15 protein-coding genes, 2 tRNA genes, 3 rRNA genes and 6 pseudogenes are annotated in these 25,546 nt (G+C 56.2%); 13 read left to right on the forward strand and 13 right to left on the reverse strand.

All coding sequences use genetic code 11. From position 1 onward, the window contains the following. Nucleotides 1–55: 55 nt before the first annotated feature. Nucleotides 56–616 (forward strand): TetR/AcrR family transcriptional regulator, encoded by a 561-nt coding sequence (locus ACYZTL_RS24385; RefSeq protein WP_461953879.1) that lies wholly within the window; start codon nt 56–58, stop codon nt 614–616. A gap of 15 nt (nt 617–631) precedes the next feature. Here ACYZTL_RS24385 and ACYZTL_RS24390 read toward each other — a convergent pair whose 3' ends face one another. Further along, a complete protein-coding gene (locus tag ACYZTL_RS24390) occupies nt 632–913 on the reverse strand; it encodes a hypothetical protein (RefSeq protein ID WP_461953880.1) in 282 nt (93 codons plus the stop codon). 169 nt (nt 914–1,082) lie between these two features. Continuing rightward, complete coding sequence (gene rhtA, locus ACYZTL_RS24395; protein ID WP_461953881.1) at nt 1,083–1,970, reverse strand: threonine/homoserine exporter RhtA; 888 nt, start codon at nt 1,968–1,970, stop codon at nt 1,083–1,085. Between the two features lie 669 nt (nt 1,971–2,639). Here rhtA and ACYZTL_RS24400 point away from each other — a divergent pair. The 6 genes and pseudogenes from ACYZTL_RS24400 to mrdA all read left to right on the forward strand — a co-directional run bounded on the left by ACYZTL_RS24400 (nt 2,640) and on the right by mrdA (nt 10,126). Next, nucleotides 2,640–4,176, forward strand: a 16S ribosomal RNA gene (locus ACYZTL_RS24400). 82 nt (nt 4,177–4,258) lie between these two features. Further along, nucleotides 4,259–4,335: transfer RNA gene (locus tag ACYZTL_RS24405), tRNA-Ile, on the forward strand. Nucleotides 4,336–4,363: 28 nt separating this feature from the next. Further along, nucleotides 4,364–4,439, forward strand: a tRNA-Ala gene (locus ACYZTL_RS24410). A 236-nt stretch (nt 4,440–4,675) separates the two neighbouring features. Beyond that, nucleotides 4,676–7,567, forward strand: a 23S ribosomal RNA gene (locus ACYZTL_RS24415). 145 nt (nt 7,568–7,712) lie between these two features. Next, nucleotides 7,713–7,828, forward strand: a 5S ribosomal RNA gene (gene rrf, locus ACYZTL_RS24420). Together the 16S, 23S and 5S rRNA genes with 2 tRNA genes alongside form the textbook arrangement of a ribosomal RNA operon. Nucleotides 7,829–8,232: 404 nt before the next feature. Next, nucleotides 8,233–10,126 (forward strand): annotated as a pseudogene (gene mrdA / locus ACYZTL_RS24425) (penicillin-binding protein 2). A gap of 12 nt (nt 10,127–10,138) precedes the next feature. Here mrdA and ACYZTL_RS24430 read toward each other — a convergent pair. Continuing rightward, nucleotides 10,139–10,297, reverse strand: a pseudogene (locus ACYZTL_RS24430) (LysR family transcriptional regulator); the annotation flags it as partial. Nucleotides 10,298–10,443: 146 nt separating this feature from the next. After that, nucleotides 10,444–11,933, reverse strand: a pseudogene (locus tag ACYZTL_RS24435) (aldehyde dehydrogenase family protein). Between the two features lie 275 nt (nt 11,934–12,208). On the opposite strand from ACYZTL_RS24435, the gene ACYZTL_RS24440 reads away from it, so the two are divergent. Then, the gene (locus ACYZTL_RS24440; protein ID WP_461953882.1) at nt 12,209–12,463 is read left to right on the forward strand and encodes a DUF1652 domain-containing protein; all 255 of its coding nucleotides are present in this window, start codon (nt 12,209–12,211) and stop codon (nt 12,461–12,463) included. Between the two features lie 50 nt (nt 12,464–12,513). Here the strand turns inward: ACYZTL_RS24440 and ACYZTL_RS24445 are convergent, their stop codons facing one another. Continuing rightward, nucleotides 12,514–12,870: a hypothetical protein gene (locus ACYZTL_RS24445; RefSeq protein WP_461953883.1), complete on the reverse strand. Its 357-nt coding sequence runs from the start codon at nt 12,868–12,870 to the stop codon at nt 12,514–12,516. A 277-nt stretch (nt 12,871–13,147) separates the two neighbouring features. Here ACYZTL_RS24445 and peaD point away from each other — a divergent pair. Further along, nucleotides 13,148–13,615, forward strand: a pseudogene (gene peaD, locus ACYZTL_RS24450) (quinohemoprotein amine dehydrogenase subunit beta); the annotation flags it as partial. A 138-nt stretch (nt 13,616–13,753) separates the two neighbouring features. Here the strand turns inward: peaD and ACYZTL_RS24455 are convergent. Together ACYZTL_RS24455 and ACYZTL_RS24460 are read right to left on the reverse strand one after the other, a co-directional pair. Then, complete coding sequence (locus tag ACYZTL_RS24455) at nt 13,754–14,155, reverse strand: lysozyme inhibitor LprI family protein (RefSeq protein WP_461953884.1); 402 nt, start codon at nt 14,153–14,155, stop codon at nt 13,754–13,756. Nucleotides 14,156–14,204: 49 nt separating this feature from the next. Further along, nucleotides 14,205–15,128, reverse strand: coding sequence for an ADP-ribosylglycohydrolase family protein (locus ACYZTL_RS24460; RefSeq protein WP_461953885.1), 924 nt, complete (start codon nt 15,126–15,128; stop codon nt 14,205–14,207). A 199-nt stretch (nt 15,129–15,327) separates the two neighbouring features. Here ACYZTL_RS24460 and ACYZTL_RS24465 point away from each other — a divergent pair, with 199 nt between their 5' ends. Then, entirely contained in the window at nt 15,328–15,816 is a 489-nt protein-coding gene (locus ACYZTL_RS24465; protein WP_461953886.1) for an SRPBCC family protein, read from the forward strand. 754 nt (nt 15,817–16,570) lie between these two features. On the opposite strand, the gene inhA is transcribed toward ACYZTL_RS24465, so the two are convergent. Continuing rightward, complete coding sequence (gene inhA, locus ACYZTL_RS24470; protein ID WP_461954369.1) at nt 16,571–17,266, reverse strand: isonitrile hydratase; 696 nt, start codon at nt 17,264–17,266, stop codon at nt 16,571–16,573. A 90-nt stretch (nt 17,267–17,356) separates the two neighbouring features. On the opposite strand from inhA, the gene ACYZTL_RS24475 reads away from it, so the two are divergent. After that, nucleotides 17,357–18,316, forward strand: a complete 960-nt coding sequence (locus tag ACYZTL_RS24475; RefSeq protein ID WP_461953887.1) for a GlxA family transcriptional regulator — start codon at nt 17,357–17,359, stop codon at nt 18,314–18,316. Nucleotides 18,317–18,338: 22 nt separating this feature from the next. Here the strand turns inward: ACYZTL_RS24475 and ACYZTL_RS24480 are convergent, their stop codons facing one another. From ACYZTL_RS24480 to ACYZTL_RS24500, 5 genes and pseudogenes are all read right to left on the reverse strand, one after another. After that, nucleotides 18,339–19,520 (reverse strand): PIN-like domain-containing protein, encoded by a 1,182-nt coding sequence (locus tag ACYZTL_RS24480; protein ID WP_461953888.1) that lies wholly within the window; start codon nt 19,518–19,520, stop codon nt 18,339–18,341. A 62-nt stretch (nt 19,521–19,582) separates the two neighbouring features. After that, nucleotides 19,583–20,485, reverse strand: coding sequence for an alpha/beta fold hydrolase (locus ACYZTL_RS24485; RefSeq protein ID WP_461953889.1), 903 nt, complete (start codon nt 20,483–20,485; stop codon nt 19,583–19,585). 28 nt (nt 20,486–20,513) lie between these two features. Then, nucleotides 20,514–21,146 (reverse strand): annotated as a pseudogene (locus tag ACYZTL_RS24490) (BRCT domain-containing protein). Nucleotides 21,147–21,157: 11 nt separating this feature from the next. Next, nucleotides 21,158–21,547: a hypothetical protein gene (locus ACYZTL_RS24495; RefSeq protein ID WP_461953890.1), complete on the reverse strand. Its 390-nt coding sequence runs from the start codon at nt 21,545–21,547 to the stop codon at nt 21,158–21,160. A gap of 338 nt (nt 21,548–21,885) precedes the next feature. Then, nucleotides 21,886–23,102 (reverse strand): annotated as a pseudogene (locus ACYZTL_RS24500) (glycoside hydrolase family 15 protein). A 277-nt stretch (nt 23,103–23,379) separates the two neighbouring features. On the opposite strand from ACYZTL_RS24500, the gene ACYZTL_RS24505 reads away from it, so the two are divergent. Then, on the forward strand, nt 23,380–24,552 hold the full coding sequence (locus ACYZTL_RS24505) for an MFS transporter (protein ID WP_461953891.1): 1,173 nt from the start codon (nt 23,380–23,382) through the stop codon (nt 24,550–24,552). Nucleotides 24,553–24,772: 220 nt separating this feature from the next. Continuing rightward, entirely contained in the window at nt 24,773–25,507 is a 735-nt protein-coding gene (locus ACYZTL_RS24510) for a thioesterase II family protein (RefSeq protein WP_461953892.1), read from the forward strand. Nucleotides 25,508–25,546 lie beyond the last annotated feature (39 nt).

Here is a 25,546-nt window from a genome sequence, read left to right on the forward strand (position 1 = left end):
GAACGTTATGCTACGATTTGACAGGCGTCAAGACGATCAATCTGAGGGAAAGGCAATGCGTTACTCGGCCAGCCACAAACTGGAAACCAGGGAGAAGCTGCTGGAAAGCAGTGCGGTGTCGGCGAAGAAGTCCGGTTTCTCTACGGTCGGTGTCGATGCCATGATGAAGGCAATTGGCTTGAGTGGCGGAGCGTTCTACAGCCATTTTTCGTCGAAGGATGAACTCTTCGCTTCAATTGTCGAGCGAGAGCTGTGTCAGAGTCTGGAACGCTTGGGGGCCGACCAGGACCGTGACAGGCTCGAACGCTGCCTGAAGCACTACCTGAGCATGTCCCATGTCGAACACCCGGAATCCGGTTGTGCGTTACCGGCATTGGGTGCGGAAATTGCCCGTTCAGACTTATTGATTCGCCAGCAGGCGGAGAAATGGATTTGTCGGCTTCAGGAGAGTTGGGCGCAGATTCTTGAGAGCGACAGCCTGGCATGGGCCATTCTGTCGCAATGCATCGGTGCATTGGTGGTGGCGCGAATGCTGGCCACTCCAGAGATCCAGCGCACGGTGTTGAAGTCCAGTTACAATGAGATTGGCCGCCAGATTGCAAGCCCACGGGCCTGAAGAGACGGTATCAATCTATTTGCAGATGACGATCATGCTGCGGCTTGTATAGCCGGCGGGATTGAGACCAAATGGATAATCGCCCGGTTCCTCCACGCCATCCCCTGACTTGGCGATGACTTTGTATCCCTTCGGCGCGCACGAATTGGTGGCGCTGGTGTAACACTTGTCCCAGGATGACGAGAGCCCGGAACAGTTGACATGCAACCCTTTTTTGCCACGTTTGGTATGGGTTTCCGATGTCGCCGCGCAGCCCGCAACTGCAAGTACGGCGATCAGTATCAAAATTCGTTTCATTGCTGTCCTTAAAGCGTCCCGGATCTTTGTGCCCGGGTCTGGCTGCATTCGCTTTTGCTCGAAGCGTTTCTGATATCCCTATCCTGAAAAGTCCATGTCTGACATTGGGTTGTGGGCCTAAACATGGCCTAAATGCGCGGTAAATACCAGAGCTTCGTCAAATCCTGTATCAATCCGCCGCGACGACGGGCTTGGCGGCGCTTCCCATGGTCATGGTCGCACCGACGGAAGCCAGAATGATGCACAGGATAGCCATCCACTGTGACAGGGAAAGGAACTCATGGAGGAACAGCAAACCTGACAGCGCGCCGAACGCAGGCTCAATACTCATCAGCGTACCGAACGTGCGGGCCGGCATTCGGGTCAGGGCGACCATCTCCAGCGTATAGGGCAAGGCAGTGGAGAGGATGGCAACGCCGATGGCCACAGGGATCAACGATGGCGTCAGCAGCGCGGCGTCAGCATGAACAATGCCGATAGGCGCGACGAACAGCGCGGCGATCATCACCCCCAGTGCGGCAGTCTGCACGCCGTTGTCGGCGCCGGCCTTCTGGCCGAAGAGGATATACAACGCCCAGCAGGCACCAGCGCCCAAGGCATAGCCTGCGCCGAGCAGATCGATACTGGCAGTTGTTGCTCCTGTCGGTATTAACAGCAGCAATCCGATCGCCGCCAGGGCGATCCACAAAAAGTCGATCACGCGACGCGAGGCATAGATGGCCACCGCCAAGGGGCCGGTGAACTCCAGCGCTACCGCGATGCCCAGAGGAACTGTGCGCAAGGACATATAGAAGAGGAAGTTCATACCGCCCAGCGCCATTCCGTAGACGATAACGGTACGCAGGGATTTTGTGGTGAGCTTCGCCCGCCAGGGGCGCAGGAGCACGATCATGATCAGGCTGGCGAAGATCAATCGCAGGGTTGTCGTTCCTTGAGCGCCGATAACAGGGAACATGCTTTTGGCCAGGGAAGCTCCGGACTGGATCGACGCCATGGCTATTAATAGCAGGCCCACCGAGAACAGGGTCGAGGCAAAGCTGCGAGGCTGGTCATTCATTGCGTGGCATCGTCCAAGGCAGGGAGCGAAAGAGTTGTTTCGTGTATTGGGCAATATACTGCGCATTCAAGACGGGCGCGTCTATATATAAGCGGTGATTTTGAACATCCTGATAGAAAAGTGTAATTAAGGGTTGACGGTAGATTCTGGAAGTCTATAATTCGCCCCACTTCCGGCGCAGTCGAAACGGAAAACTCCTTGGTAAACAAGGAGTTACGCAGTTTTCGACAGCGAGGTGCTTCAGATCATCGAAGCCCAGAAGGAGTTGGTAAGGCAGTGTGTTTTCGCCTTATTGACGTTTCGATCGTCTCGGTCGAAAGCGGAGAAAAAGAGGTGTTGACAGCAGCGAGTAACGCTGTAGAATTCGCCTCCCGCTAACGAGAGATCGGAAGCGCAAGTGGTTGAAGTTGCAAAGGAAACTTTGAAAACTTCTAAAATAACCGCTTGACAGATACGGAGGACGCTGTAGAATGCGCGCCTCGGTTGAGACGAAAGATCTTAACCAACCGCTCTTTAACAACTGAATCAAGCAATTCGTGTGGGTGCTTGTGGAGTCAGACTGATAGTCAACAAGATTATCAGCATCACAAGTTACTCCGCGAGAAATCAAAGATGTAACCAACGATTGCTGAGCCAAGTTTAGGGTTTCTTAAAAATCCAAAAATGTTTGAACTGAAGAGTTTGATCATGGCTCAGATTGAACGCTGGCGGCAGGCCTAACACATGCAAGTCGAGCGGTAGAGAGAAGCTTGCTTCTCTTGAGAGCGGCGGACGGGTGAGTAATGCCTAGGAATCTGCCTGGTAGTGGGGGATAACGCTCGGAAACGGACGCTAATACCGCATACGTCCTACGGGAGAAAGCAGGGGACCTTCGGGCCTTGCGCTATCAGATGAGCCTAGGTCGGATTAGCTAGTTGGTGAGGTAATGGCTCACCAAGGCGACGATCCGTAACTGGTCTGAGAGGATGATCAGTCACACTGGAACTGAGACACGGTCCAGACTCCTACGGGAGGCAGCAGTGGGGAATATTGGACAATGGGCGAAAGCCTGATCCAGCCATGCCGCGTGTGTGAAGAAGGTCTTCGGATTGTAAAGCACTTTAAGTTGGGAGGAAGGGCATTAACCTAATACGTTAGTGTTTTGACGTTACCGACAGAATAAGCACCGGCTAACTCTGTGCCAGCAGCCGCGGTAATACAGAGGGTGCAAGCGTTAATCGGAATTACTGGGCGTAAAGCGCGCGTAGGTGGTTTGTTAAGTTGGATGTGAAATCCCCGGGCTCAACCTGGGAACTGCATTCAAAACTGACAAGCTAGAGTATGGTAGAGGGTGGTGGAATTTCCTGTGTAGCGGTGAAATGCGTAGATATAGGAAGGAACACCAGTGGCGAAGGCGACCACCTGGACTGATACTGACACTGAGGTGCGAAAGCGTGGGGAGCAAACAGGATTAGATACCCTGGTAGTCCACGCCGTAAACGATGTCAACTAGCCGTTGGGAGCCTTGAGCTCTTAGTGGCGCAGCTAACGCATTAAGTTGACCGCCTGGGGAGTACGGCCGCAAGGTTAAAACTCAAATGAATTGACGGGGGCCCGCACAAGCGGTGGAGCATGTGGTTTAATTCGAAGCAACGCGAAGAACCTTACCAGGCCTTGACATCCAATGAACTTTCCAGAGATGGATTGGTGCCTTCGGGAACATTGAGACAGGTGCTGCATGGCTGTCGTCAGCTCGTGTCGTGAGATGTTGGGTTAAGTCCCGTAACGAGCGCAACCCTTGTCCTTAGTTACCAGCACGTCATGGTGGGCACTCTAAGGAGACTGCCGGTGACAAACCGGAGGAAGGTGGGGATGACGTCAAGTCATCATGGCCCTTACGGCCTGGGCTACACACGTGCTACAATGGTCGGTACAGAGGGTTGCCAAGCCGCGAGGTGGAGCTAATCCCATAAAACCGATCGTAGTCCGGATCGCAGTCTGCAACTCGACTGCGTGAAGTCGGAATCGCTAGTAATCGCGAATCAGAATGTCGCGGTGAATACGTTCCCGGGCCTTGTACACACCGCCCGTCACACCATGGGAGTGGGTTGCACCAGAAGTAGCTAGTCTAACCTTCGGGAGGACGGTTACCACGGTGTGATTCATGACTGGGGTGAAGTCGTAACAAGGTAGCCGTAGGGGAACCTGCGGCTGGATCACCTCCTTAATCGACGACATCAGCTGCTCTATAAGTTCCCACACGAATTGCTTGATTCATTGAAGAAGACGATAAGAAGCAGCCCGAAATTGGGTCTGTAGCTCAGTTGGTTAGAGCGCACCCCTGATAAGGGTGAGGTCGGCAGTTCGAATCTGCCCAGACCCACCAATTTTTGTGTGGGAACCTGTAGCAATACGGGGCCATAGCTCAGCTGGGAGAGCGCCTGCCTTGCACGCAGGAGGTCAACGGTTCGATCCCGTTTGGCTCCACCACTACTGCTTCTGTTTGTTGAAAGCTTAGAAATGAGCATTCCATGGTGATCATGGTGAATGTTGATTTCTAGTCTTTGGCTAGATCGTTCTTTAAAAATTTGGGTATGTGATAGAAAGATAGACTGGATAGCACTTTCACTGGTGTTTATTCAGGCTAAGGTAAAATTTGTGAGTTTAATCGCGAATTTTCGGCGAATGTCGTCTTCACAGTATAACCAGATTGCTTGGGGTTATATGGTCAAGTGAAGAAGCGCATACGGTGGATGCCTTGGCAGTCAGAGGCGATGAAAGACGTGGTAGCCTGCGAAAAGCTTCGGGGAGTCGGCAAACAGACTTTGATCCGGAGATGTCTGAATGGGGGAACCCACCTAACATAAGTTAGGTATCTTAAGCTGAATACATAGGCTTAAGAAGCGAACCAGGGGAACTGAAACATCTAAGTACCCTGAGGAAAAGAAATCAACCGAGATTCCCTTAGTAGTGGCGAGCGAACGGGGACTAGCCCTTAAGTGGCTTTGAGATTAGCGGAACGCTCTGGAAAGTGCGGCCATAGTGGGTGATAGCCCTGTACGCGAAAATCTCTTGGTCATGAAATCGAGTAGGACGGAGCACGAGAAACTTTGTCTGAATATGGGGGGACCATCCTCCAAGGCTAAATACTACTGACTGACCGATAGTGAACTAGTACCGTGAGGGAAAGGCGAAAAGAACCCCGGAGAGGGGAGTGAAATAGATCCTGAAACCGTATGCGTACAAGCAGTGGGAGCCCACTTTGTTGGGTGACTGCGTACCTTTTGTATAATGGGTCAGCGACTTATTTTCAGTGGCGAGCTTAACCGAATAGGGGAGGCGTAGCGAAAGCGAGTCTTAATAGGGCGTCTAGTCGCTGGGAATAGACCCGAAACCGGGCGATCTATCCATGGGCAGGTTGAAGGTTGGGTAACACTAACTGGAGGACCGAACCGACTACCGTTGAAAAGTTAGCGGATGACCTGTGGATCGGAGTGAAAGGCTAATCAAGCTCGGAGATAGCTGGTTCTCCTCGAAAGCTATTTAGGTAGCGCCTCATGTATCACTGTAGGGGGTAGAGCACTGTTTCGGCTAGGGGGTCATCCCGACTTACCAAACCGATGCAAACTCCGAATACCTACAAGTGCCGAGCATGGGAGACACACGGCGGGTGCTAACGTCCGTCGTGAAAAGGGAAACAACCCAGACCGTCAGCTAAGGTCCCAAAGTTATGGTTAAGTGGGAAACGATGTGGGAAGGCTTAGACAGCTAGGAGGTTGGCTTAGAAGCAGCCACCCTTTAAAGAAAGCGTAATAGCTCACTAGTCGAGTCGGCCTGCGCGGAAGATGTAACGGGGCTCAAACCATACACCGAAGCTACGGGTATCACTTAGGTGATGCGGTAGAGGAGCGTTCTGTAAGCCTGTGAAGGTGAGTTGAGAAGCTTGCTGGAGGTATCAGAAGTGCGAATGCTGACATGAGTAACGACAATGGGTGTGAAAAACACCCACGCCGAAAGACCAAGGTTTCCTGCGCAACGTTAATCGACGCAGGGTTAGTCGGTCCCTAAGGCGAGGCTGAAAAGCGTAGTCGATGGAAAACAGGTTAATATTCCTGTACTTCTGGTTATTGCGATGGAGGGACGGAGAAGGCTAGGCCAGCTTGGCGTTGGTTGTCCAAGTTTAAGGTGGTAGGCTGGACTCTTAGGTAAATCCGGGAGTCTAAGGCCGAGAGCTGATGACGAGTGTTCTTTTAGAACACGAAGTGGTTGATGCCATGCTTCCAAGAAAAGCTTCTAAGCTTCAGGTAACCAGGAACCGTACCCCAAACCGACACAGGTGGTTGGGTAGAGAATACCAAGGCGCTTGAGAGAACTCGGGTGAAGGAACTAGGCAAAATGGCACCGTAACTTCGGGAGAAGGTGCGCCGGTGAGGGTGAAGGACTTGCTCCGTAAGCTCATGCCGGTCGAAGATACCAGGCCGCTGCGACTGTTTATTAAAAACACAGCACTCTGCAAACACGAAAGTGGACGTATAGGGTGTGACGCCTGCCCGGTGCCGGAAGGTTAATTGATGGGGTTAGCTAACGCGAAGCTCTTGATCGAAGCCCCGGTAAACGGCGGCCGTAACTATAACGGTCCTAAGGTAGCGAAATTCCTTGTCGGGTAAGTTCCGACCTGCACGAATGGCGTAACGATGGCGGCGCTGTCTCCACCCGAGACTCAGTGAAATTGAAATCGCTGTGAAGATGCAGTGTATCCGCGGCTAGACGGAAAGACCCCGTGAACCTTTACTATAGCTTTGCACTGGACTTTGAATTTGCTTGTGTAGGATAGGTGGGAGGCTTTGAAGCGTGGACGCCAGTTCGCGTGGAGCCAACCTTGAAATACCACCCTGGCAACTTTGAGGTTCTAACTCAGGTCCGTTATCCGGATCGAGGACAGTGTATGGTGGGTAGTTTGACTGGGGCGGTCTCCTCCTAAAGAGTAACGGAGGAGTACGAAGGTGCGCTCAGACCGGTCGGAAATCGGTCGTAGAGTATAAAGGCAAAAGCGCGCTTGACTGCGAGACAGACACGTCGAGCAGGTACGAAAGTAGGTCTTAGTGATCCGGTGGTTCTGTATGGAAGGGCCATCGCTCAACGGATAAAAGGTACTCCGGGGATAACAGGCTGATACCGCCCAAGAGTTCATATCGACGGCGGTGTTTGGCACCTCGATGTCGGCTCATCACATCCTGGGGCTGAAGCCGGTCCCAAGGGTATGGCTGTTCGCCATTTAAAGTGGTACGCGAGCTGGGTTTAGAACGTCGTGAGACAGTTCGGTCCCTATCTGCCGTGGACGTTTGAGATTTGAGAGGGGCTGCTCCTAGTACGAGAGGACCGGAGTGGACGAACCTCTGGTGTTCCGGTTGTCACGCCAGTGGCATTGCCGGGTAGCTATGTTCGGAATAGATAACCGCTGAAAGCATCTAAGCGGGAAACTAGCCTCAAGATGAGATCTCACTGGGACCTTGAGTCCCCTGAAGGGCCGTCGAAGACTACGACGTTGATAGGTTGGGTGTGTAAGCGCTGTGAGGCGTTGAGCTAACCAATACTAATTGCCCGTGAGGCTTGACCATATAACACCCAAGCAATTTGCTGACCTGAAGAGGCACCAGATTGCGGTGTGTGAAGACGAAACGAACCGAAAGTTCGAGAGAAACACACAAACTATCGCATACCCAATTCGCTGGAACGTCGAAAGACGCGTCAGCTCAAGAATTTCTTGACGACCATAGAGCATTGGAACCACCTGATCCCATCCCGAACTCAGCAGTGAAACGATGCATCGCCGATGGTAGTGTGGGGTTTCCCCATGTGAGAGTAGGTCATCGTCAAGATTTAATTCCGAAACCCCTATCTGCGTATGCAGGTAGGGGTTTTGTTTTGCCCGCAGGAAAGTGACGAAAAATAGGACAGCCTCATCAGCTGTCCCTGAATTCACTGCCATAGCTAGTGAAACTTCGGTAGAACGTATTCAGCGATCTCTTCGATAACGTCGGTAACCGCGCGTTCGCTACGCCGCACATGCCATCGCCGCATGTTGCTTCAGATCCGGAACACCGAAAGGCCGTTCCTCGGCAATCCGCCGCCGACCGTTGTTTTGGCCATCAAGGACAACCGTTAGAGGAAATCGCACTAAAGCGACCGCACGGTTTTTGGTATGGTGCAGCTCGTTTTTTAACAGACTGATTTCACGTCTACGGATCGGCGCCTCATTTTTAGTCAAAGAGCAGCTGCAGAAATGCCTGAGCCGATTCCGATCAAGGACCACGAAAAAGAGACGCGCCTGGTCAACAAAAGGCTGATGGCCTGCGCGTTGTTCGTCGTCGCCATTACCTGCGCAATGGTGGTGCGCATGTACGTACTGCAGGTGGTCGAGTTTGACTATCACTCGACCATCTCCGAAAACAATCGCGTCCATGTCTTGCCGATCACCCCCACTCGAGGGCTGATCTACGACCGCAACGGTGTGGTCCTTGCCGACAACCGCCCCAGTTTCAACCTGACCATCACTCGCGAACGCGCTTCCGACGTCAAAGAAGAACTGGACGAGGTGGTCAACCTCCTGCAACTACCCGCTGAAGACAGGACGCTGTTCGACAAGGCGATGAAGCAGGCACGCCACCCATTCGTGCCTGTCACCTTGTTCTATGAACTGAGCGAACAACAAATCGCAGTACTCGCCGTCAACGAATTCCGCCTGCCCGGGATCGATGTCGAGCCGCAATTCGTTCGTCACTACCCGATGGGTGCGCACTTCGCGCACTCGATCGGCTACGTCGGTCGCATCAACGAAAAAAGAATCCAAAGCCCTGGATACGGTCGAGTACCGAGGTACCCAATCCATCGGCAAGACCGGGATTGAAAAGTTCTACGAGTCAGAGTTGCACGGCCACGTTGGTTACGAGGAAGTCGAAACCAACGCTCAGGGCCGCGTGCTGCGGGTGCTCAAGCACACCGATCCGATCCCTGGCAAAAACATCGTCCTGAGCCTCGACGTCAAACTTCAGGAAGCCGCTGAAGAGGCCTTGGGTGATCGTCGCGGTTCCGTGGTCGCGCTCGACCCCTCGACCGGCGAAGTCCTGGCCATGGTTAGCAAACCGAGCTTCGACCCGAACCTGTTCGTGACCGGGATCAGCTTCAAGGAATATGCGGCGCTACACGATTCCATCGACCGGCCGCTGTTTAATCGTGTGCTGCGCGGTCTCTATGCTCCGGGCTCGACCATCAAGCCGGAAGTGGCGATCGCCGGTCTTGACGCTGGCGTGGTCACGCCGCAGACCCGGGTCTTCGACCCTGGTTATTACCAGCTACCGGACTTCGATCACAAGTACCGCAACTGGAACCACGGCGGCGATGGCTGGGTGGACATGGACACAGCGATCATGCGCTCCAACGACACCTACTTCTACGACCTGGCGCACAAGCTGGGCATTGATCGCCTGCACGACTACATGGCGATGTTCGGCCTCGGTGAGAAGGTCTCGCTGGACATGTTCGAAGAGTCTGCCGGCCTGATGCCATCCCAGGCCTGGAAACGTGCCACGCGCCGTCAGGCATGGTTCCCCGGCGAGACCGTGATCCTCGGCATCGGCCAGGGTTATATGCAAGTCACACCGCTGCAGCTGGCTCAAGCCACTGCGCTGATCGCCAACAAAGGTGTCTGGAACCGACCGCACTTGGCCAAGACCGTTGACGGTGTTGCGCCGGTGGATGAGCATCCGATGTCCAACATCCAGTTGAAGGACCCGCGTGACTGGGAGCAGGTCAACCACGGCATGCAAATGGTGATGCACGACGCACGCGGGATTGCCCGAGCGGCCGCGCAGGGCGCTCAGTACCGGATCGCCGGTAAGAGTGGTACGGCGCAAGTGGTCGCGATCAAACAGGGTGAGCGCTACAACCGGGCGAAAACCCTGGAGCGTAACCGCGACAACGCCTTGTTTGTCGGTTTTGCACCGGCCGAGCATCCGAAGATTGTGATTTCGGTGATGATCGAGAACGGCGAGGCCGGCGGTCGCGTCGCCGGCCCTGTGGTGCGGCAGATCATGGGCGCCTGGTTACTCGATCAGGAGGGCCACCTGAAACCGCAATACGCCACGCCGAGTAAAGCGTCTGGCGATCCTCACGTTTAACTGATCAAAGCTTCATAGCACAGGCTCACGAATGCTGAGCATGTGCTGGAAGCTTTCGAGGAGCACGGTTTCGGCCTGGCTCATCTTCTGCTCGCGATTCCACAGCTGGATATCGACATCCCTTCGCACCAGATGCCTCGGTAGGCAGCCAATTTCGTAGTCTGCGCAAATACCCGAAGATGTGTGGCAGGGTACGGATGTGCTGCTTAACGCGGTGCTGTCCCGCGCCGAGAAAGTCGAGTAAACGCAGCCCTCCTGTGGGAGCCGGGCTTGCTCCGGGCGGCGTTCCGACGAAGGCGGCCTAGAGAACGCCGCAATTACAACTTGATCAACACCGACTTCAACTCCGTGTAATGCTCAATCGCCGCATACCCCATCTCACGCCCAACCCCCGACATCTTGTACCCGCCAAACGGCAGCGCCGGGTCCAGGGCGCTGTGGCAATTGACCACACCGAGCCGGACTTGATCCGCGGAATCATCCGGTGCACCGCCGCCAGATCATTCGACCAGATACTCGCCCCCAACCCATAAGGGCTGTCATTGGCCATGCGCAACGCATCGGCCTCTTCATCGAACGGAATCGCCACCAGCACCGGGCCGAAGATCTCTTCCTGCACCAGCGGGTGCTTTTGATCGACATCGACGATCACCGTCGGTTTGACGAAGAATCCCGGCCCGAATTGCTCACCGCCGCAGGCGATGGTCGCGCCACTTTCCCGGCCCTTTTCGATGTACCCATAAACCCGTTCCTGCTGCCGCGCGGAGATCAGCGGCCCCATTTCCACGCTTGGGTCCAGCCCGTTGCCGAGCTTCATGGCGTTGGCAATGTCGGCGATATCCGCCACCACATTGTCGAAATGCTTGCGCTGCACATACAGGCGCGAACCGGCACAGCACACCTGGCCCTGATTGAAGAAGATCGCACTGGCGGCGCCCGCGGCGGCGGTCTTCAGATCGGCATCGGCCATGACGATGGTCGGCGATTTGCCGCCCAGTTCCAGGGTGACCCGGGTCATGGAGTCCATGGCAATCTTGCCGATCTGCTTGCCCACGGCGGTGGACCCGGTGAAGGTCAGCTTGTCCACCAGCGGGTTGTGGGTCAGTGCACCGCCTGCGGTGATGCCGGTGCCGGTGACCACGTTGAACACGCCTTCGGGGTAACCGGCTTCCAGCACCAGTTCGGCGAGTTTCAGCGCGGTCAGCGGGGTTTCGTCGGCAGGCTTGAGCACCACGGTACAGCCGGTAGCCAGGGCCGGGCCGAGTTTCCAGCAGGCCAGCAGCAACGGAAAGTTCCAGGCTACGATGGCGCCGACCACGCCCACCGCTTCGCGACGAATGAAGCTGTGGAACTGATCGTTCGGCATCAACGGCAACGACACTTCTACGCTGGAACCTTCGATCTTGGTCGCCCATCCGGCCATGTAGCGCAGGAAGTCGATGGACAGCTGCACGTCCATGACCTGGGCCACCGCCGCGCTTTTGCCGTTGTTCAGGCATTCCAGTTGCGCGAGCAGTTCGGCGTCGCGCGCCATCAGGTCGGCGAGTTTCCACAGCAGGTTCTGCCGCTCCCGGGGGCGGGTGCGGGTCCAGGCCGAATCATCGAAGGCCTGACGGGCGGCGAGTACCGCGCGGTCAACGTCTTCCGGCGTGGCCCGCGGCACCACGCACAGCACATCGCCGGTGGCCGGGTTGTGCAGGGGCATGGTCTGGCCGTCGGCGGCCTCGACCCAGTCGCCGCCGATAAGCATGCGCGGGGCGCGCTGGATGAACGCCGAGGTGGCGGGAAGCAGGTAGGGGAGCGTCATGGCGAGGCCTCTTGTTGTTCGTGAGAACGAGGCTTCCGCAATGGATGTGCCAAGTACCCGTAAACGCAAGCCGGGCCTTGAGTGGCGGGTATGGCAGGACGCAATGGAATGACGGTGGTCGCGATTTCTTTCGCAAATTGCGACAGTGGCCGAGACGACGAACAACCGGGTTGCGACCTTGAGACCCCCACCATTGAGGATTAGAATTTTCTGGCTCGGTGGGTGACATGACGGACCATTCATCCGGCAACACATGTGGTGCAAGGGAGGTAACGATGTTCCTTTCAACCCTGGAAATTCAAAACATCATCGAACACAGTTTTCTGCCCGCCGTGTGCACGTGCAACATGGAGGCAGACCAGTGCCTGACGATCCGGGTCTGTGACTGCATGACGGGCAAAGTGGACCTGATCGCCACCCACGTTCCGTTATGGACACTGGACAGTCCCCATGCCATCGCCACGCTGGTGGCGGACATGCGCCAGGAGATCGAGGCGCACAAGAGCATTCATCCCACCTATTCAATCTGAACCGTCGTCAAGCCGCACCGTTGAAACCCGGTGCGGCTCGCGCTGAGCAATCAGGCCGCGATTTTCCGGGAAATCTCGTCGAATGTGTGGCCATCCACGGCAGCCAGCAGCTTTCTGTCGTCCTTCAGCGTTGCCAGAAAGGTCACTTCGGTTTCTTTCCCTGCCAGCATGAAACCGGCAATCGCGCCGATGGGGCCGAGCAGCATGGCGCCGGCGACGCCGAAGCCGATGGCGTCCTTGATGTTGTTGATCGAATCCTCGTTGGCGACTTCCACGCTTTTGAACGAGGAGATGGGCAGGGTGATGCCGGGCCACGGGTGAAGCGACGTTCTCAGGGTGAAAACGTCGTCTCTGTACTCTCCGTCACCCTGCAGAAAGTCCCCCGCCAGGACAGTGATGCTTGCCATTTTGTGACTCCCTGACTGGCAATTGGTGAACAACTATTTCGCGCCCGAAGGGGACTGCCGTCAATCTTCGGGCGATGAGCTGTTCCGGTCCCGGCATCTATGCTTGTCTCAGACTGCAACACCTGTCGCGATATTAGACGCAGGCGCTCTCGATCAGACAGGGCCAACAACAGTCAACTTCACGCAACCGCTTGATAAAAAAGGTAATCGGCAAGCTGGCACGCTCCGTGTCTTGCTCATCGCAGACGTTTCTCTTGCCTCCGTCTGCGGTGCGCCGCCGGATGTGCTCTACGTGTGGAACCAGCAGACTTATCGTCACGACTTTTCACTGCTCTACACCGCGGCGAAGTTCAAGGACAAGAAGCAGGATCCAGCAACCGCCGAGTACCTTTACGGGCTGTTCAGCATCGACCTGAAAACCGGCAAGACCGAAACCACCGACTTCGGCCCGCTGACGGAAATCTACTTCAGCGGCATGCGCTCGCCGAAGGACCCGAACCTGATGTTCGGCGTGCTGAATCGCCTGGCGAAGTACGACATAAAGGAAAAGAAAATGCTGCAGGCAGCGACGCTGGATCATTCCTACTACTGCATTTCCTTCAACAAGGATGGCAGCAAGATTTACCTGGCGGGGACCTTTAACGATGTGGCGATTTTTGATGCCGACAGCCTGAAACAGGTGAGCAGCATCAAATTGCCGGTTGGGGATATGGCGATTACTACGGCGCAGATATTTGTCCGGTAGTTGCGGCGCCTGAGAAGCCGCCTTCGCGAGCAGGCTCGCTCCTACAGGGTTCGATGATGTTCACACTATTGTGATCACACTGTAGATCCACTAGGAGCGAGGCTTGCCCGCGAAGGGGCCCTCAAGATCACCGAAGCCTCAAACCCCGGGCACCGGACAACTCAAATCCCCCTCCTGACACTTCAAGTAAATTTTGAAAGCCCCCACCCGCGCCTTGGTCAGATCCGTAATGCAATTGCTGTAAATCAACGGATAAACACTCCCGCCCTCAACCCCTGACACGGAAAACTTGCACTCGGCGTCCCGAAACCCAATCCAGGCCCGCTGGGCGCCGACCAACAGCTTCTGGTTGTCGGGACTGCCCTTCAAACGCGCGGTGATCTGCTGGTAAAGCGCATTCAACTCCTTGTCCGCCGCCTTGTTCTGCTGCGCCGCACATTGATTCATCGTGGCCTGGTCGGTGGCGTTGGCGCAATCGACGGCATGGGCAACGGTGGTGAACAGCAACGGCGTCAGCGCCAGAAGCAAGCGTGAGTGCATGGGGATTCTCGCTGTGACAGAAAAAGTTGAGGTGCAGTTTAGCGAAGCCTCATCCGCTTGCGGTGGGGGCGGTTGAAGCCTTGAGCAATTGATCTGCGCAAGCTTCGATTTCCTCGTGCATGTGCAACTTCTTCAACCAACGGTCGGGGATAGCCTGTACACCGTAAAAAGCCCCAGTCAACTGGCCGACGATGGCTGCGGTGGTATCGGCGTCATCGCCCAGGTTGGCGGCTTTCAGAATGGCGGCTTCGAAACTGTCGGTGTGATGAAAACACCACAGCGCCGCTTCCAGTGAGGCGACACAGTAACCGCTGCCCCGGATATCGCTTTCAGGTTTAACGAGGTAATCGCCTCGGGCGATGGCCGCGACTTTGGGTTCCAGGAATGAAGTGGCCGGCAAGCTGAGTAGATCCGCCTTGGCCACGCCTTGTAATGCGTTGCAGATCAGCTCAGCGAACAACTGACAACATTCGATAGCCTCTGGCGCAGCGTGGGTCGTGCGGGAACTGTTCGCGGAAAATGTCCTGATGTGGTCGTTGTCGGGGAAATAGTACAAAACCACCGGCACCAGCCGCATCAACGAGCCATTTCCCGCCGTGTAGGGATCGGTTGAACCTGCGAAGGGTTCGCCGGTTTCCTGATACAGGGTCAAGGCATCACGCACAGTCATGCCAATGTCGAAGCATTCCCCGGTTGAACTCAGGTAACCCCATTGCCACCAATTGAGGTAGCGGCCCATCTGGTCGGCGGCATCGAAGCCGTTTTTGCTCAGCAGGCTTTCGGCCAGACACAACGCCATCGAGGTGTCATCGGTCCATTGCCCGGGCTTCAGATTGAAAGGGCCGCCACCCACCATGTCGGTCAGGGGCCTGAACGAACCGCGTGGCTGGAACTCGACAGTGGTGCCGACGGCATCACCGCAGGCCAGGCCCAGCAGGGCGCCGCGATAACGTTCGGTGAGTGAGGGCTGCATGAAGCTTCCTTGTCTGGTCAATGTCGTCCCTGCAAACGGTAGCAGTTCCAATCGGTTGACTCTCGTTCTCAACCCCGAACTTTGGCACGGATGTGCGGCCGAATATTTCAGGCAGGGTTGATTGATAAGCCCGATTGATACAACTTTAGGGTTGGACATGTGGTCTTACAGGCCTACTGTTCATTACAGGAGGTGACATATGAACCCAGCATCAGATCGCATCGAAAGGAAGATCCTGCTTAAAGCGCCGCGCTCGCAGGTCTGGCGTGTGCTGGCCAATGCCGAAGCGTTCGGGCAGTGGTTTGGCGTGGCACTGGAGGGCAAGCGTTTTGTCGCCGGTGAGTGGACTCAGGGGCAGATTACTTACCCCGGTTATGAGTATTTGTTGTGGAATGTCCTGGTGGAGCGAGTCGAGCCGGAGCGGGTTTTTTCGTTTCGCTGGCACCCGTATGCCGTCGAGCCGGAAGTCGATTACTCCCAGGAACCCACCACGCTGGTGAAATTCGAACTTCAGGACCTGGAGGAAGGCACATTGCTGACGGTCGTCGAGTCCGGTTTCGATCACGTTCCACAGACGCGCCGACTCAAGGCGTTCCGCATGGACAGCCGTGGCTGGGATGAGCAGATGAGCAACATCGAAGAGTTTCTGAAGATCAACACCAAGGCTCGCGAGCATCAGAAAGAGTAATGGCTGTCAGTTCGAACCTTGGTTAAAGCGCGGCTGCAGGCCCGGAAACTCGCGGCTTCCAGGCCCGATACCTGACGCGTCTAAGGGTTTTCGGAAGGGGTGGTATAGCGAATGTCTTACACGTAGCGGTAACTATGTCGTCTGTTGCGGATTGGATCCGATGCGTAATCTGGCTACATCAACTGAAGCACAGGAAGCGCTTCAGGATCACGGACGATCGACCATCAGCAAGGATTCGCTACCGACAGGGAGTCGACAATGGTCTTGGGAAAAACCCGCTTCGGCGGGTTTTTTTTCGTCTGCTGAAAAGCTGACCATTTTCTTTGTGGGAGCGAGACTGTGCGGCGAGGGGATTTATCCCCGTTGGGCTGCGAAGCGGCCCCGAAATGGAAAACTGCGGTGTTTTAGGTACACCGCATAGAATGGTTTTACGACTGCTCCGCAGCCGAACGGGGATAAATCCCCTCGCCACACAGGCTCGATTCCATGTCGGCGTACAGATTTGGGGCTTTGATGGTCAATGGCTTACACCAGAGCGCGGGTATGTCGTCTGTTTACGCTTCAACAATAGGCTTAGTCTGGATCCATCAACTGAGTCGCAGGATGCACTCAGGATCACGGATGATCGACCATAGGCCTGGATGGCTGCTGACAGGATGTCGTAATGGTCTTGAGAAACCCGCTTCGGCGGGTTTTTTTGTGGGCGATGGAAAGTCCTCGATGAAGCCGGACACTGGCTGCACCGAGGAATGGATCAGCGTACTGATACCTGATCGAGCTTCGCCGCAGCACGCTCGGTAATTTCCGAGCGCAATTTCAACGACCCGGCAGCCCGTTTCCGCGCGTTTTCCAGCACGCTGACCGGCGCGGTCTCAGGGCAGCCCGAAGCAAACGGCGGCGCCGGAGCATATTCCAGCTGCAACTGCACCAGCTCTGCCGTGTCCTTATCGAACAATTCAGCGGCCAGGGTCAGGGCGAAATCGATGCCCGCGGTGATCCCGCCACCGGTCACCAGATTGCCATCGCGCACCACCCGATCCTTCACCGGGATCGCACCCAATGGCGCGAGCAATTCGTGATATGCCCAGTGAGTGGTGGCGAGTTTACCCTTGAGCAGACCCGCAGCGCCCAGCACCAGCGCTCCCGTGCAAACCGAAGTGACATACCGCGCATGGGCCGCCTGAGCCTTGATGAACGCCAACGTTTCGTCATCCTCCATCAACGGCCCGACACCGCTGCCGCCAGGAATGCAGATCACATCCAGTGCCGGGCAATCGTCGAAGGTGACGGTGGGTTTCAGCACCAGACCCGTGCTCGCGGTGACTGGCATCAGGTCCTTCCAGATCAGATGCACCTTCACGTCCGGCAGTGAGGCCAGCACGTCGTAAGGGCCCGTCAGGTCCAGTTGCTGAACCTGCGGGAACAACAGAAAACCGATCTGCAACGTAATGGTGTTTTTCTCGTGAAGTGGGTGGACGGCTTCACTCTAGGCTCGTAGGATTTGGCGCATACGCCAATTACCCCACGAATTACGCCAGACATGCCCAAGACCATTCATGTGCTCGCTTTCGCCAACGTGCAACTACTCGACGTCACCGGGCCGTTGCAGGTATTCGCCTCAGCCAACGACATTGCCCGCCAGAAAGGTTTGCCGCCGCCTTACGCGCCGACGGTGATTGCCAGCGGCGGCGGGGCGGTGATGTCGTCGGCGGGGCTGGTGCTGTTGGCCGAACCGTTGCCCGGGCAGGGCAGCGACACCTTGATCATTGCCGGCGGCTGGGGCGTTTACGCGGCGGCGGAGGATGCGGCGCTGGTGGCGTGGGTGCGTGAGCATGCGGCGGGATGCCGTCGAGTGTCATCGGTGTGTACCGGGGCGTTTTTGCTGGCGGCCAGTGGCTGGCTCGATGGCCGTCGGGTGGTTACGCACTGGACTCGTTGTGAGCAGTTGGCGCAGAGACATCCACGTCTGCGGGTCGAGCCCAATCCGATTTTCATCAATGACGGCCCGGTGTGGACCTCGGCCGGAGTCACTGCCGGCATCGACCTTGCGCTGGCCATGGTCGAAGCTGACCTCGGTCGCACCATGGCGCTGGAAGTGGCGCAGCAATTGGTGGTTTTTCTGAAACGGCCGGGCGGCCAGTCGCAGTTCAGCGTGACCTTGTCGCTGCAAAAGGAAGGCAGTCGTTTTGACGATCTTCATGCCTGGATCAGCGAAAATCTCACCATGGATCTGGGTATTCCCACCCTGGCGCTACAGGCGGGCATGAGCGAACGCAGCTTCGTCCGCCACTACCGCGCCGACACCGGTCAGACACCCGCGCGGGCCATCGAACTGATTCGGGTCGAGACGGCGCGACGCTTGCTCAGCGACACAGGCGTGCCGATCAAACGGGTCGCGGTGCAGTGCGGGTTCGGCAGCGAAGAGACACTGCGGCGCAGTTTCCTGCGCGCCATGGGCGTGACACCGCAAGCCTATCGCGAGCGGTTTTCGGTGAGTTAAGTTTGGATTTAAGGGAGACTCTCTAAATTGTCGCCGTATGGGAGTTACAATTTTGGCATATAAACGAAAGATTGCTGAGTTCGTTAGATCCTCCTTGGCTAAGAGGCATAATGTGTTCAATCCTTGTTTTGTAAAGATCAAATTCGAAGGGGTTGTTGCACAGTGAACAGTTGGCGCGGGTAATGTTTTGCATCTTTAAGTTGATTATGATGCTTTGGCGTTTTAGCAGATTCTGTACTCTTGAGTTTATTTCGTCACTCACTTTTGAGTGTTGAGTTTCTTTGGATTTTTGCTCTTCTGATTGTACTTCCTTGATCACTTCTTGAGGTGCGTCAAAAATTTTCAAGAATTCTGAAAGTATCAGGAGGTGAATGCTTGCGCCTTCGCTTACATTTTGGTATTCGTGAATTAGTTCATATTTTGGTACGAGCGGGTTACCGTTGCTTCGGTTCCACCAGTCGGGTTTTCGGTCTTCGGAAACAAAAACCATATCGGTTTTGTATTTTTTTCCTAAGTTAAGAATCGTATGCCAGACAGAAAGGTCTCCCTCTGAATTATCGTCTTTAGATGCATCCTTATAACCGGGAGGGATTTTGTATTTTTCACGACGAATTAAATCTTTAGCCAGCTCTTCATCTGTGAGTTCATGTTCAACTACTACCTCTGGAGAAAAAATACCTTTGTACATTTGTACATTTGTACATTTGTACATTTGGACGACTGGATCGTGCCATACCCAGCTTTTAATCTTGTCGCCAATTGATTCTAAGTTTGAGTTGTATTTTTCAATGTATTCTTTTAGTTCGTTAGTGGATTTTTGAAGATCCTTGTATTCCGGAAGGTCGAAAAGTATTGGGTATTCTGGAAGTTGTTTCAGCTTTACTTTTCTGTCGTAAATGCTGTTGTGTATTTCTGATAATTTAGTGGATTTGTTTGCAGCGAATTCTCTGGCTGCTTGTTTTGATAAAAATATCCTTTTTTGATTTTTTAGTTCTTTATATATTTTTTCAATTTCATTTATGCTTTCTTTTCGAAGTTTGTATGGCGCAAGGAGGACATTTGTGTCAAGAGTTACGATGCAGGTGTTTTTTAATTTATGTACATCTTTCCAGTCTCGGGAAAATATTAATTCTGGATTTGAAAATCGCTCCTTGTATGAGTTGATGGAGTCTTTATCATTTTCGGGAGAGGTGTCTTTTGCCATGGTGGTTCCTGTGAAATTGGTGGTTGAGATGAATTGAGGCGGGTGGGGTGGGATGTTTCTCTTCAGCGTGCCAGCAGATCCAGTAATGCTCTGACGGTCGCCTCGGGCGCTTCTTCGGGAATGTTGTGCCCGACACCCGCCAACACGCGCCTCTCATAGTGTCCGGTGAAATGGGCGATGTCTTCGTCGATTTCCGGTGCGGGCCCTACGCCGTCGTCGGCACCGCACAGGGAAATCGCTGGTACGCTGATTGGTGGTTGTCTGGTCAGTGCTTCCTCGATCCATTCCAGCGCCGGGTCGCCGGGGGCATACATAAAGCGATGGCGGTAGGAGTGAATCACGACCTCGACGAAGTCAGGGTTATCGAAGGCCGGCGCGCTAAGCGAGTATCGCTCGGAACCTTGTATCCAGGTTGGCGACCACAATTTCCAGAGTAATTCGCATAGGTCCCGGCGATTTTCGGTCAGGCCTTCTACGCCCCGTGGCGTGTGGAAGTAATACTGATACCAGAGGCGATGCTCGGTTTCCGGGTCCAGCGGCCGGGTGGAACGGGGGATGTCCTGAAGGTTGTAACCGTCGCCAGTGACTAGGCAACGAACTCGATCCGGCCACAGCGCCGCCACGATGCAAGCAGCCCGACCGCCCCAGTCGTAGCCGCAGAGGGCGGCTTGTTTGATGCTCAACGCGTCCATCAAGTCCAGAAGATCCTGGGCGAGGGCGGTTTGTTGACCGGAGCGCAGGGTGTCAGTGCTGTTAAAACGGGTAGGGCCGTAGCCGCGCAAGTACGGGACGATAACCCGGTAGCCCTTCGCTGCGAGGGTTGGGGCGATTTCGTCGTAGGCGCGGGGTGAGTAAGGGAAGCCGTGGAGCAGGATGGCAGGATCGCCGGTGATGGGGCCGTGTTGTTCGTAGGCGAGTGTCAGGCTTGGGGTCTGGGCATATCGGATCTGTAGGGCGTTGTTCATTCGAGGCTCCAGATGACCGGTAGAGGTGTTATCCGAACATCACACTTTGCCAGTGATCTTCACTGACAATGGCTATCGGTACACCGCTTTCTCTAAGTTCGACGGCTTTCTTTATCTTGGTTCCATAACTGCTATGCAGCCACTGATCGTTACCAATGCTGCCCACTACCAGATAGTGAACTTTCTTACTAACCGAGCCGCTAATCAAACCGCCGCGCTCGACAATCAGCGATTCACACTCTTTGCGAGGTCCGTAGGCCATGACTCCTGTAAACAGGAAGACTCGTTCGGTCCAGTTTAACGGCGGGGCCGGATGATCAAGGGGAAGGCTCGTGGGGGCAGTTGAGGTTTGCCCGGAACCTACCGAAAGGCCGGTAAATTGGTGCAGCATCTCCAGAAGCTCGATGGATTCCTCAGCATCCAGCACGCCATCGCTCAGCATGCTGGCGAGGCGTTAGTAGAGGATGTTCACCACCGGATCACCAAGATGCGTCAGATGGGATTCGATCCATATCTTGAGAAATTCGGCCTCCTGCTGGTTGATCTTGCCGTCGGCGGCGAGCCCGGCGGCAATGCCCACCAGTGCATCGGCGGAGCGACGGTCTATCCGTTCTTTATGGAAAAAAGCGCTTTTCTGAAACTCCTGATGCAGGTCCACCATCTTCCTTCTCCTTAAGCTTCCGTTTCCATTACCTGATTAAAATACTTCGCCCGATCCGGCGTAAACGTCACCACCATCCTGGTCCGCGAGCAGGTCAACGCCCGCTCTTCGCCCAAATCAACCTCCAGATCTTCCCCGCGCAAACCTTGCCACTGGGCGAGGTACTTGAGTGATCCATACTTTTCGAGCTTTTTAAGGCTGCGGCTGACGCCACCTTTCCAGCCCAGCACTGGTAGTTCACCGGCCAGGCATTGTTGGGCGAGTTCGGGGAAACGGGCGGCGCGTTGGCGGCCGATTTCCCAGCATTTGATCAGGCCTTTGTCGGGGCCTTCCCACAGTTCATCGCGGTTCAGGCCTGAGCGGAGCGGGGAGTCGATGCTGCGGTGGATGCGCTGGGTCATTCGGGTTCCTTGAATTCGGGTTTTGTTGGACAGCTCCGCTGTGCCCGTTGAGGGTCGATGTTAGGTGGGGATGTAACGACTGGCAACAGAGTATTTTCGGGTGTTGGAATGATTTTATGTGCGTTGGTTATCGGGTTTTGTTTAGTGGTTGTAGGAATTTGACCTACATTGCCCACCGGTTTTTTAGCCTTGCGTTGAACCCTAAGTCTTGTGTTTGGCTGATACCGCTTTCGCGAGCAGGCTCGCTCCCACATTGGATCTTCAGCGTGATCACTATTGTGTGAACATCGTTGAACCCTGTGGGAGCGAGCCTGCTCGCGAAAGGGCGCGCCTCGGTCTCAAGGCTGCCAGTAATTCTTCTCCCCACTCAGTTTCCGGTCCAGAAAACATGCCGCGCTGATCAGCGCCAGGTGCGTCAGCGCTTGCGGTGTGTTGCCGAGATGCCGCGCATGGCTGTCGAATTCTTCGGCATACAACCCCAGCGGATTCGCGTACCGCAGCAGTTGTTCAAACTCCAGGTGCGCCTTTTCCACCTGACCGGCCCGGGCCAGACATTCGACATACCAGAACGAACACGCGGCAAAGGCGCCTTCGGTGCCATCGAGGCCATCAATCCGGGTATCGTCATTGCGATAGCGGTAAACCATGCCATCGCGCACCAGGTTTTTTTCGATGGCATCGAGGGTCGCGAGCCAGCGCGGATCCTTGTCGCTGACGAAGCGCACCAACGGCATCAGCAGCATCGAACCATCCAGCGCAGTGCCGCCGATGTGCTGGACGAAATGCCCGCACTCTTCGTTCCAGAAGTTTTCCCAGATGTCCGCGTAGATCGCCTGACGGGTCTGGTCCCAACGGGCGAACGGGGCGGGCAGGGAGCGTTTTGAGGCGAGGCGAATTGCCCGGTCCAGCGCCACCCAGCACATCAATCGAGAGTGCAGAAAATGATGCTGCTCCCCGCGCATTTCCCAGATGCCGACATCTTTTTGCTGCCAGGTTTCGCAGACCTGATCGACCACTTCCACCGCGTGTTTCCAGCCTTCACGGGAGATGGCGTCGCCGTACTTGTTGACCAGGTACACCGCGTCCATCAGCTCGCCAAAGATGTCGAGCTGGACCTGATCGTACGCACCGTTGCCGATGCGCACCGGCGTGGCGCCGCCATGGCCGGACAGGTGCGAGAGTTCGGTTTCCGGCAGTTCCCGCTGACCACCCGAACCCGGCGCATCAGCACCGGCAGATCATCTTCGCTGTCGCCGATCGGCAGCAGGTCGGTGACCTCGACCACCGCGCTGTCGCTGAGCCAGCGGGTTTGCAGCACGTTGGTGTCGGGCAGGTAGATTTGCTCGCGACGGGCGTCGGGCAGGTCCGGCGACAGTTGGAAAATGCCGGCCTCGGGTGTGTCGAGCAGCGAGCAGAAGATCGACGGGCTGTCGAATTCCGGCCAGCAGAAAAAATCCACGCTGCCCTTGTCGTTGACCAGCGCCGCGCTGCGCATGTCGCCAATGATGCCGTGGGCGTCGATGGCGCTTTGTCGTTCGGGATGATGATCAGCCATTGCCGCGAAACTCCGGATAGAGGCTCATGCCGCGGGAAGGTTAGCGCCTTGAGATGAGGGCTTAATCAGCAGACTGGTTTGGGCGGTGGAGAGTTCAGCGAGAAGATCAAAAGATCGCAGCCTTCGGCAGCTCCTACAGAAGATCGCATTCCAACGTAGGAGCTGCCGAAGGCTGCGATCTTTTGATCTTCAAGGCCTTCACATTCAACCAACAATTAGCCGCTTTCCCCTCAAGCACCCTTATGGCAACTTGCAGGCCCTTGTCGAGACCCGAACCATGGCCAACCCCTACCGCGAACTGTTCAAAGCCCCGGGCAGTCGAGCCTTTGTGCTCGCCGGGATGATCGCGCGCATGCCGATTTCCATGACCGGCATCGGCCTGATCACCATGCTCTCGCAGCTGCAAGGCGGCTACGGACTGGCCGGCGCGGTGGCGGCGACGTTTGCTTTGGCCACGGCGTTTTGCGCGCCGCAGGTTTCGCGGCTGGTGGACCGTTTCGGGCAACGCCGGATTTTGCCGGTGTCGGCACTGATCGGTGGCGGGGCGTTGTTGCTTGTGTTGCTGTGCACGCGTTTGCAGGCGCCGCAATGGACGCTGTTTGTGTTCGCCGCGCTGGCCGGTTGCATGCCGAGCATGTCGGCGATGTCGCGGGCACGCTGGACCGAGGTCTATCGCGGCGAGCCGCAACTGCAAACCGCGTATGCCCTGGAGTCGGTGCTCGACGAAGTCTGTTTTATCGTTGGGCCGCCGTTGTCGGTGGGCTTGTGCGTGGTGGCGTTCCCCGAGGCGGGGCCGTTGGCGGCGTTGCTGATGCTGGCGATTGGCGTCACGGCGTTCGTCCTGCAACGGGACACCGAGCCGGCGATTCATCCCCATGAAGAACATCATCAGGGCTCGATCATTCGTTCCGGCGAGATTCAGTTGCTGATGCTGTTGATGCTTGCCATGGGCACCATTGTCGGCGTGGTGGATGTGGTCAGCGTTGCCTTCGCCCAGCAGCAGGGTCAACCGGCGGCGGCGAGCATTGTGTTGTCGGTGTATGCGATTGGCTCATGCCTGGCCGGATTGGCGTTTGGGGCGTTGCGCTCGAAAGTGCCGCTGCCGCGCCTGTTTCTGTACGGCGGGGTGGCGACGGCGGTGACTACGTTGCCGTTGCTGTTGGCGACCAACATTGTCGGGTTGTCGCTGGCGGTATTCGTCGCCGGGCTGTTTTTTGCGCCGACGCTGATTGTGGCGATGGCCTTGGTGGAACGCATTGTGCCACCCGCCAGACTCACCGAAGGCCTGACTTGGCTGGTTACAGGGGTGAGCATTGGCGTGGCGATTGGCGCGGCCAGCTCGGGTTGGCTGGTGGATGCATTCGGGGCGCGCAGTGGGTTCTGGGTGGCGATTGCGGCAGGGGCGGTGGTGCTCGGTTCCGCCATCCAAAGTTATCGCCACCTTAAGTAAGTCATTCACCGAACCTGTGGCGAGGGAGCTTGCTCCCGCTCGGCGGCAAAGCCGTCGTAAACCCTGCAACCAAGCGCTACCTGACACACAGAGTCGGTTGGTATCGGGGGCTGCTTCGCAGCCCAGCGGGAGCAAGCTCCCTCGCCACAATTCATTGTCAAACTAATTCCCTGCGGACCTCATCCGTTCTCTTTACAGACAACTTTTCGAGGTAAGCCCGGTGACCCAGCTGACATTGCTGTGCTTGCCCTATTCAGGCGCGAGCGCCATGGTTTACAGCCGCTGGCGGCGCAAACTGCCGGAGTGGCTCAAGTTGCAACCGGTGGAACTGCCGGGGCGCGGCGCGCGGTTCGGCGAGCCGTTGCACACCGACATGCGGCGCCTGGCGCTGCAACTCGCGCAGGAACAGAAAGCCACGCTCAAGGCGCCGTACGCGCTGTTCGGCCACAGTCTCGGTGCGTTGCTGGCCTGCGAAATGGCCCATGCCTTTCGTTCGCTGGGATGCGCGGAACCGGTGGCGCTGTTCGCGTCAGGCACGGCCGCGCCGACCATGCGGGCTGATTACGACCAGGGTTTTGCCGACCCGAAAACCGATGCCGAACTGATCGAGCAACTGCGTACTCTCAATGGCACCAGCGAAGAAGTGCTGGCCAACGAAGAACTGATGAGCCTGACGCTGCCGATCCTGCGCGCAGACTTCCTGCTGTGCGGCCGTTTCGAGCCGATCCAGCGTCCGCTGCTGAAATGCCCGGTGCACGTGCTCGGCGGCAAGGCTGATCGCGCGACCACCGAACAACTGATCGGCTGGAGCAGGGAAACCCACGGCAGCTTTTCCGTGGACATGTTGGCTGGCGGTCACTTCTTCATCCATGAGCACGAAGCCAAGGTATTGCGGGTGATCAAGGATCAGCTCGACGTTCACCATCGACGGCACGCCATGGCCGTCACTGCCTGACCCGATACCCTGTAGGAGCGAGCTTGCTCGCGATGAGCC

The organism is Pseudomonas sp. LB3P81 (assembly GCF_054897965.1).

Excerpts from the sequence above, each read along its gene's own strand:
- ACYZTL_RS24390 (WP_461953880.1), bottom strand. The coding sequence starts at position 913 with ATGAAACGAATTTTGATACTGATCGCCGTACTTGCAGTTGCGGGCTGC.
- rhtA (WP_461953881.1), bottom strand. The coding sequence starts at position 1,970 with ATGAATGACCAGCCTCGCAGCTTTGCCTCGACCCTGTTCTCGGTGGGC.
- ACYZTL_RS24440 (WP_461953882.1), top strand. The coding sequence starts at position 12,209 with ATGTTCCTTTCAACCCTGGAAATTCAAAACATCATCGAACACAGTTTT.
- ACYZTL_RS24455 (WP_461953884.1), bottom strand. The coding sequence starts at position 14,155 with ATGCACTCACGCTTGCTTCTGGCGCTGACGCCGTTGCTGTTCACCACC.
- ACYZTL_RS24480 (WP_461953888.1), bottom strand. The coding sequence starts at position 19,520 with ATGGCAAAAGACACCTCTCCCGAAAATGATAAAGACTCCATCAACTCA.
- ACYZTL_RS24495 (WP_461953890.1), bottom strand. The coding sequence starts at position 21,547 with ATGACCCAGCGCATCCACCGCAGCATCGACTCCCCGCTCCGCTCAGGC.
- ACYZTL_RS24465 (WP_461953886.1), top strand. The coding sequence starts at position 15,328 with ATGAACCCAGCATCAGATCGCATCGAAAGGAAGATCCTGCTTAAAGCG.
- ACYZTL_RS24445 (WP_461953883.1), bottom strand. The coding sequence starts at position 12,870 with ATGGCAAGCATCACTGTCCTGGCGGGGGACTTTCTGCAGGGTGACGGA.
- ACYZTL_RS24485 (WP_461953889.1), bottom strand. The coding sequence starts at position 20,485 with ATGAACAACGCCCTACAGATCCGATATGCCCAGACCCCAAGCCTGACA.
- ACYZTL_RS24460 (WP_461953885.1), bottom strand. The coding sequence starts at position 15,128 with ATGCAGCCCTCACTCACCGAACGTTATCGCGGCGCCCTGCTGGGCCTG.
- ACYZTL_RS24475 (WP_461953887.1), top strand. The coding sequence starts at position 17,357 with ATGCCCAAGACCATTCATGTGCTCGCTTTCGCCAACGTGCAACTACTC.
- ACYZTL_RS24505 (WP_461953891.1), top strand. The coding sequence starts at position 23,380 with ATGGCCAACCCCTACCGCGAACTGTTCAAAGCCCCGGGCAGTCGAGCC.
- ACYZTL_RS24385 (WP_461953879.1), top strand. The coding sequence starts at position 56 with ATGCGTTACTCGGCCAGCCACAAACTGGAAACCAGGGAGAAGCTGCTG.